Origin of the sequence: Nocardia sp. NPDC051756 (genome assembly GCF_040681495.1) — a bacterium.
Lineage (GTDB): Bacteria > Actinomycetota > Actinomycetes > Mycobacteriales > Mycobacteriaceae > Nocardia.
Window position 1 is genome coordinate 57714 of the sequence record NZ_JBFAYV010000020.1, and the last position, 6901, is coordinate 64614.

General features: G+C 65.9%; 8 protein-coding genes. 4 read left to right on the forward strand and 4 right to left on the reverse strand.

Features of this window, described 5'->3' with window-relative positions; all coding sequences use genetic code 11:
• Positions 1-165: 165 nt before the first annotated feature.
• Positions 166-1356 carry a hypothetical protein gene (locus tag AB0M22_RS44340; protein ID WP_364739662.1) on the forward strand — a complete coding sequence of 397 codons (1191 nt, stop codon included), beginning with the start codon at positions 166-168 and terminating at the stop codon, positions 1354-1356.
• A 7-nt stretch (positions 1357-1363) separates the two neighbouring features.
• On the opposite strand, the gene AB0M22_RS44345 is transcribed toward AB0M22_RS44340, so the two are convergent.
• Positions 1364-2239 (reverse strand): hypothetical protein, encoded by an 876-nt coding sequence (locus AB0M22_RS44345; protein WP_364739665.1) that lies wholly within the window; start codon positions 2237-2239, stop codon positions 1364-1366.
• Positions 2240-2399: 160 nt separating this feature from the next.
• Here AB0M22_RS44345 and AB0M22_RS44350 point away from each other — a divergent pair, with 160 nt between their 5' ends.
• A complete protein-coding gene (locus AB0M22_RS44350; protein WP_364739667.1) occupies positions 2400-3533 on the forward strand; it encodes an MlaD family protein in 1134 nt (377 codons plus the stop codon).
• 91 nt (positions 3534-3624) lie between these two features.
• On the opposite strand, the gene AB0M22_RS44355 is transcribed toward AB0M22_RS44350, so the two are convergent.
• Both AB0M22_RS44355 and AB0M22_RS44360 read right to left on the reverse strand, forming a co-directional pair.
• The gene (locus AB0M22_RS44355) at positions 3625-4224 is read right to left on the reverse strand and encodes an ABC transporter permease (protein ID WP_364739670.1); all 600 of its coding nucleotides are present in this window, start codon (positions 4222-4224) and stop codon (positions 3625-3627) included.
• Between the two features lie 71 nt (positions 4225-4295).
• The gene (locus AB0M22_RS44360; protein ID WP_364739673.1) at positions 4296-5327 is read right to left on the reverse strand and encodes a medium chain dehydrogenase/reductase family protein; all 1032 of its coding nucleotides are present in this window, start codon (positions 5325-5327) and stop codon (positions 4296-4298) included.
• Positions 5328-5432: 105 nt separating this feature from the next.
• On the opposite strand from AB0M22_RS44360, the gene AB0M22_RS44365 reads away from it, so the two are divergent.
• Positions 5433-6077 (forward strand): TetR/AcrR family transcriptional regulator, encoded by a 645-nt coding sequence (locus AB0M22_RS44365; protein WP_364739675.1) that lies wholly within the window; start codon positions 5433-5435, stop codon positions 6075-6077.
• A 131-nt stretch (positions 6078-6208) separates the two neighbouring features.
• A complete protein-coding gene (locus tag AB0M22_RS44370; protein ID WP_364739676.1) occupies positions 6209-6445 on the forward strand; it encodes a hypothetical protein in 237 nt (78 codons plus the stop codon).
• A 68-nt stretch (positions 6446-6513) separates the two neighbouring features.
• Here AB0M22_RS44370 and AB0M22_RS44375 read toward each other — a convergent pair.
• Positions 6514-6901, reverse strand: a 388-nt coding sequence (locus AB0M22_RS44375) for an alpha/beta hydrolase-fold protein (protein ID WP_364739678.1), incomplete at its 5' end; no start/stop codon positions are given.

Below are 6901 nucleotides of genomic sequence, written 5' to 3' on the forward strand. Positions count from 1 at the left end.
GATTGTCCCGAGGGGGTCGGCCATGGCCGAATCGCGCTACAAATGGTGAACACACACCGCCGCTTGGATTTACGCTGGGGGCGCCTCGTCGGCAATGCGCACATCGGCGACTGGCCCGCTGTCGATATTCGTCCACTCCGGCGTCGCGACCGGATGTGGTGCGGGGTGTCGGCACAGAAGCTGATCCGGTCGATCCGGACGCCGCGCACCGAGGTGGTTCGTGCTCGGCTCGCCGACTGGACCACCGCCTATCCCGACGATGTCAGGGTGCGGCTGCTGGACGAGGCGCGCGGCCGGACAGGGCGTCCGGCGCACGGCTGGGAGGACGCGTTTCTGCGCGCGATGGTTTCCGGTTCCGAGGAACGCTGCCCGGATGACGGCTCGTTGGATCCGGGTGGGTCCGATCTCGGCGGCTTGCCGTTCCGGCTCACCCTCGGCCGCGACTGGGCGCTGTTCCAGCATTCACATGCACTGGGTGACGGCACCCCCACCTGGGATTTCTTGGGAATGCTGCTGGCCTCGGCGGGTCCGCGACGCCATCGTGCTGCTCCGGTTACCGCCGGGCCCCTGAGCCGCGGACTGCTGACGGCGTTCGGCCGGTCCCGATCTAGGCTGTCGTTGGCGATCACGGTCCAGCGCGAACTTCGGCAGCTGCGGACTCCCGGCGCTCGGGCGGCGGTTGATTCCGGCCCCGGTGCGCCTACCTTCGCGGTGACGGCGGCCGCCAGTTCCGATTCGTTCATCCAGCAGGTTCGCGAGATGCGCGCGGCGCGAGGTTCGACGGCGTCGGTGATGTCGATCGTGACGCTGCGGGCGCTGCTGCTGTGCCGCCACCACGGACTCGACGTCGACGACACGATGGTGTTCATGGTCGATCTGCGGCGCTATCTCGCGGTCGACGCGGTGGTCGAGGGCAATTTCAGCTGGTCGAAGTCGGTCCCGATCCTGGACACGGACACCCCGGCTCAGCTGAGCACTCGAATCGGACGGATCCTCGACAGCGGGTTGCCGCTGCTGACTTTCGGGGATGCCTTGCAGCGCTTCGTCATTCTCCATTCTGGTCGACCACCGGCGCGGGGCAACGGCGACCGGGTCCGGATGATGATGTCGTTCGGGACCAGATGGTCGACCGTGCCGCCGCCCGCCGGTCCGGAACCACCGCTGATCACCGTATCGATCGCGCCGCCGGGACCGAACTTCGTCGGCTTCAACATCGTTGAAGCTTATGGGCGCATGCACGTGTCGTTGAACAGGTCCGCCGCGACGCTCGACCGAGTGGTCGCCGAGCGGATCGCGACGGATCTCGTTGCCGATCTGGGCACCGGCCCGGTCGATGAAACACTGTGGGCGCGTTGATCGTTGGCTATCCGCTGCCGCCGCGGTAGATGGTCGGCATGGAACCCAGGTCGGCGAAGTTGAGTTTGTTCTGGCCGTCGGTGCCGAACCAGGCGACGTAGGTGACTCCGTTGATGGTTGCGACCGCGGGCGGCCAGGGGCTGGTATCGGCGAATTTCCAGCGCTCGGTTTGGCCCTCGTTGAGATTGTCGACGCCGAACAGCAGGTAGATATTGGTGTTCTTGCCGGTATATCCCGCCACATAGCGGCCGCCGAGGGTGAACAGGTTCGGGCCGCCGATGAGTCGGTCGCTGAAGGTGGCCCTGGTCGGCGGGACATTGACGCCGATGTAGCGCGCGTTCAGATTGTTCGCGCTGTCCATTCCCGTCCAGGCCAGCAGCACGCCCTTGGATGGATGGATCACCAAGCCCGGACTATCGATGCTGTATTCGGTGGGTTGCGGAGATCTGCCATAACTGCTGAACGGTGGATTCTGCGATTGCACCGCGCAGAGACTCAGGTCGCGCTGTGCGGTGTAGCTCAACCACATCGAGACGTTGTCGGACTGCATCGCAGGTCCGCCGATCGGCGCCTCCAGCCATTCACGTCGATCCTGATAGTCGAAGCCGTTGTTCGACCAGGCGAGCCACATTTTGCCGTCGGTGCGGGTGTAGCCGAGATAGAGCAGGCCGGTCTGGGCGTGTGCCGCCAATGCCGGGCGCTGCAAACTGAAATCCGCCGGCAGTGGTTTCGCGTTGACCACGCCGTCGGTTTCCATTCCCGACGCCGTATACATCGTGCCGCTCTGGGTCGACCACACCAATACCAGCTTGTTGTTGTACACCGTCAATGCGGGCGCGGCGATCGGCTGATTGGACGACCACAGTGTGCGTCCTGTGAACATGAGTTCCCCCATTCATCGCGGAGTTCGAGCAGTTGCTGGAGGAGCGTAGGTTCGGCGCCACGCGAAGTCAGGACTTCGTGTCGCCCAGCGGACCGCCAGTCCTGGGCATCGGTCCAGTTGACTCTTCAATTCTGCCGCGTCGGCCGTCGTCTCGCTGGTAATGTCCGAGCCATGGCGAGGGGAGTTGACGGTGCGCTCAGGGGCCGAAACACTCGACATACGAAGGACTTTCATCGCCGTAGCGACAGCCGTGGTAGTGGCGATCACGGCTGGGTGCGGGCTCACGGTCGACAAGCTGCCGCTACCCATGCCCGGCGTTTCCGGCGAAACCTACACGGTCCACGCGGTGTTCGAGAACGTGCTGAACCTGCCGGACCAGGCGAAGGTGAAGATCGGCGGTTCCGCTGTCGGAGTGGTCTCGAACATCAAGACCAAGAACTTCCAGGCGATCGTCGACCTGACCATCCGCAAGGACATCGAGCTGCCCGAGGGCAGCACGGCCGAGCTGCGGCAGGCCGCGCCGCTCGAAGACGTGTTCGTCGCGGTATCGAGGCCGAGGGTCGAACCGGGCGCGCGAATGCTCGGCGACGGTGACACGATCGGTCTGAACCGGACCTCGGCCGGCGCGACCGTCGAGCAGCTGCTGATCACGGTTTCGCTGTTGTTCGACGGGGGTGGCCTGGTGCGCCTCGGCAAGTTGACCTCGGAGCTGGATGCGATCGTCGGTGGCCGCGGTGGTGAGTTGTCCCACCTGATCACCGAAATGACCGGTGTGATCGGCAGTTTGAACGCCAACAGCGCGAAAGTCGATGGCGTGCTGAAGGAGTTCAGCACGCTGGCGAACACGATCGAGGCTCGCCGCGGCGAGGTCGGCCAGGTGGCCGACACGCTGCCGCAGATGATCGGCTCGATTGCCGAAAACAACCGGGCGATCGGTGATTTGCTCACGAAGGTGTCGATCACGACCGCCGCGCTGGGTGACTACGCGGACACCACCGGCCAGCAGCTCGGCACCCTGCTGGTCAACACCCGCCAGTTGATGAGCGCACTCGCTGCCACTGGCGACGACTTCGAAATCCTCTTCGATCGGCTGCACACGATCACGCCCAAACTCAACGCGGCCGTCCGAGGCAAGAGCTATGCCTTCTTCTTCAACGCGACCAGCATCGACCTCAGCGCGCTGACCGACCCGCAGGGCGGATTGCCGGACCTGCGCGGCCTGCAAGACCTCACGGGCAGCCTGATCCAGGTATTGCAGATCGTGCAGGGTCGAGTGCAGGGCGGGCATCGGTGACAGCGAAATGTCCGGAGCCTGTGGGGCTCCGGACATTCGGTTTCGGTCGGGGCTATCGGCGAGTTCTTCTTCGCTAGCGGCGCAACGCGTTTCAGCGCAGTGCGGCGAGCCGGCGACGTTCGAGGACAGTCGCGATAGCGTAACCGCCACCACCGCCGAGGGTGAGCACCCAGAACAGGTTGGGGGTGCCGAGCAGGAGCGCTCCGGTGGAGACCAGGGCGAGCCACGTGCCGAGGCAGTAGTGCAGGACGTTGCGGCGGGCGGCGCCTTCGCCGAGGTAGAGCAGGCCGACGATGAGGCCGGAGCCGACGGGCCAGAGCACGCCCTGGAGATCGGGCCGGTCCAGCAGGGAGGTGATGCCGGTGATGATGAGGAAGAGGGCGGCGAACGCGCTGCCCCAGGAAACGCCGAGCAGCTTGCCGGACAAGACATCCGGGCCGTCGGCATCGCGCTGAGCGCGCAGCGCGGCCATCGTCGCGAACACGGTGCCCGCGGCGAGACCCGCGCCGAGCAGGGCCATCGGCAGCCAGCCGGGCAGGCTGAGCACCGGATCGGCACCCTTGGAGAGGGCGGCGGCGCCGTGTCCGAACAGGTACGCGAGCGCGAAGCTGAGATAGGTGGCGCGGTTGTCGACGTTGCCCGCGTGCGTGCCGACGGAGGTGGACGGAGCGGAGAGGGTCATGGTGGCCATCGCTGAATTCCTTTGATTACGAACAGAGTTGACAGTGCGGGTGACGTGGCGGGCGACTGAATGGTGATCCGTTAGGCGGTGATGACGACCTTGCCCGCGACCGTGCGCGACTCGGCGAGCGCGAGCGCCTGTGCGGCGTCGGTCAGCGGGAACTGCGCGGCGATCTGCGGCGTCAACACGCCGTCCGCCAGCAGCCGCAGCACCTCGACGAGGTCCTCGTGCAGCCGATTGCGGAACGCGCCGAGCCGGCGCTTGCCCGCCCAGAAGTTGTAGAAGTAGGCGCTCTTGCCATTGGGCAGGTAGTTCCACGCGGCCAACCGGGCGAACGACTTCAGCACCGGCAGTTGGGAATTGCCGTCCTCGTCCTTCGTCGCCGCGGTGCCGTAGGACACCAGCGTGCCGCCCTTGTGCAGCAGCGACCAGGACTGGGCCAGGCCGACGCCGCCGACATGATCGAACACCGCGTCGACGCCGTAGGGCGCGATCTCGCGGATGCGCTGATACATCTCCGGGTCGCGGTAGTCGACCGGGATCGCGCCCAGCTCGCGGATCATCTCGTGATGCCGGGGCGAGGCGGTGCCGATCACCCGGATGCCGGCGTGCCTGGCCAGCTGCACGAGGGTGGAACCGACGCCGCCGTTGGCGCCGAGCACCACGATCGTCGCGCCGCTCGGCACCGCGGCCATCCGGTGCAGCATCTGCCAGGCGGTGATCCCGTTGACCACGACCGTCTCCGCGGCGGCCGAGGTGACGCCGTCCGGGATCGGCACCAGGTCCGCGGCGTCGATCAGCAGGTGGCTGGCCCAGCCGCCGACCTTGACGACCGCGGCGTAGCGGCGGCCGACCATCGCGGCATCGACCTCGGGGCCGACCGCGGTCACGGTGCCGACCACGTCGTAGCCGGGAACGAAGGGGAACGGGGGCTGGTCGTAGTACTTGCCGCGGCGCATCTGCTGCTCGGCGAAGGACACGCCGGTCGCGTCCATCCGCAGCACGACCTGTCCCGCCCGGGGCGCGGACAGATCGCGGGTTCGGAGCAGCAGGCCGGTCGCCTCGACCTTGCCTGGCAGCACTACCTCGGTGGTCACAGTGGTGGTGTTCATGTCGTTCTCCGCGCTCAGTGGGTGATTACGTCTGTAAACATACACACGTTAGCTTTGCGGAATCAAGGGGTAACGCAGATAAGTTTTCAGGTGTAAGTTAACGGTATGGCAGACAACATGACCGAGTCTCCTGCTCGCGTACGCAACCGCCGAGGGGAAGGCGCCCGCCTGCGCGACGAGATCGTGGCCGCGGCCGTCGAGGTGCTCGATGAGACGGGCGACGAAAAGGCCGTCACGCTGCGGTCCGTCGCGCGCCGGGTCGGGATCGCCGCGCCCTCGATCTATCGGCATTTTCCCGATCAGCCGACGATCATGCTGGCGGTTGTGCAGCAGGCGTTCGCCGAGCTCGAGGAACATCTGCGCGCCGCGTTGGCCGCGGCCGGCGACGATCCGCGCGACCGGCTGTACGCCCTCGGGCACGCGTACCTGGAGTTCGCCGTGCACTATCCGCAGCGTTATCGCACCATGTTCGGCGGTCTGTGGATGCCCGCGCTGGACGATACGACGCTGACCGAGGCCGACGTGGTCTCGCTCGGCGACGTGACCCTGCACTTGCTCACCGGTCTGCTGGAAGACTGCGTCGAGGCCGGTCAGGCCACCAGCGACGATCTGTCCGCCGACACCATCGGGTTGTGGCTCGGCCTGCACGGGCTCGCGCATCAGCGGGCGGCGACCGTCGCTTTCCCGTGGCCGCCGGACATCGCCGAGCGCATGATCACCGCGCTGGCACATCTGAAGCCCGCGTCCTAGCGCCGACTGCCGTGATGGCAGGGCACTGCCAAGATCGTTGTCGAGGTTGGAATCTGTCAGCGTTGTCGCGTTACGCTCGCCTGGCGGCCGTCGAAAATGAGTTTCCGACAAGGTATTCCGAGGTGGGGTAAATGAAAACGCTGTTTCGCGTGGGGGTTATGGCTGTCGTGGCCGGTGCGGGTTGTGCGGTGATCGCCGGACCGGCGCAGGCCGATACCTGGCAGGACGCGGTGTGCGGGCACGGATATCACTACGGGCAGCACGTCAATGTCGGCGGGCAGGATTGGAAGATCACCGCCGAGAACAGCAACGGAAGCGAGTACATCCTGCGCGATAGCTACGATCGGCAGGTCAGTGTTCGCTGCTGAGTAGGCAGGTTCGGGCCGCGAATCGTTGAGTGGGGCGGCACTTTCGGCATATCGCCGAAAGTGCCGCCCTATTGCCTGTTGAGAGCTGCCTCGAATTGCGGCCAGGAGTTGTGCAGGTCTTGTTCCCAGTAACCCCAGGAATGGGTGCCGATCGGGCGGAAGTCGAAGGTGGCGGGAATGCCCAACTGCTGGAATCGATCTCGCAGCTGACGGGTGCACAGGTTCATGACGGCTTCGAGGGGAGAGCCGAACAGGAGCTGCCAGGTCGACTGGATCAGGTCACCGTGCAGAGCGGCCGGGGTGTCGAGTGGTCCGGGTTGTCCGGTGCCGGTGCTGATGTAGAGGGTGGTGTTGTGGAGTTGGTCTGCGTGGAGGTAGGGGTCGTTGGCGGCCCAGGTGGGGTCTTGGGGTGGTCCCCACATGTTGAGGGGGTTGCCTTTCCAGCGTCCGACGACG

What these genes read in the sequence shown, in the direction of transcription:
- AB0M22_RS44365 (WP_364739675.1), top strand. Translation starts at nt 5,433, where the DNA reads ATGGCAGACAACATGACCGAGTCTCCTGCTCGCGTACGCAACCGCCGA.
- AB0M22_RS44350 (WP_364739667.1), top strand. Translation starts at nt 2,400, where the DNA reads ATGTCCGAGCCATGGCGAGGGGAGTTGACGGTGCGCTCAGGGGCCGAA.
- AB0M22_RS44345 (WP_364739665.1), bottom strand. Translation starts at nt 2,239, where the DNA reads ATGTTCACAGGACGCACACTGTGGTCGTCCAATCAGCCGATCGCCGCG.
- AB0M22_RS44370 (WP_364739676.1), top strand. Translation starts at nt 6,209, where the DNA reads ATGAAAACGCTGTTTCGCGTGGGGGTTATGGCTGTCGTGGCCGGTGCG.
- AB0M22_RS44360 (WP_364739673.1), bottom strand. Translation starts at nt 5,327, where the DNA reads ATGAACACCACCACTGTGACCACCGAGGTAGTGCTGCCAGGCAAGGTC.
- AB0M22_RS44355 (WP_364739670.1), bottom strand. Translation starts at nt 4,224, where the DNA reads ATGGCCACCATGACCCTCTCCGCTCCGTCCACCTCCGTCGGCACGCAC.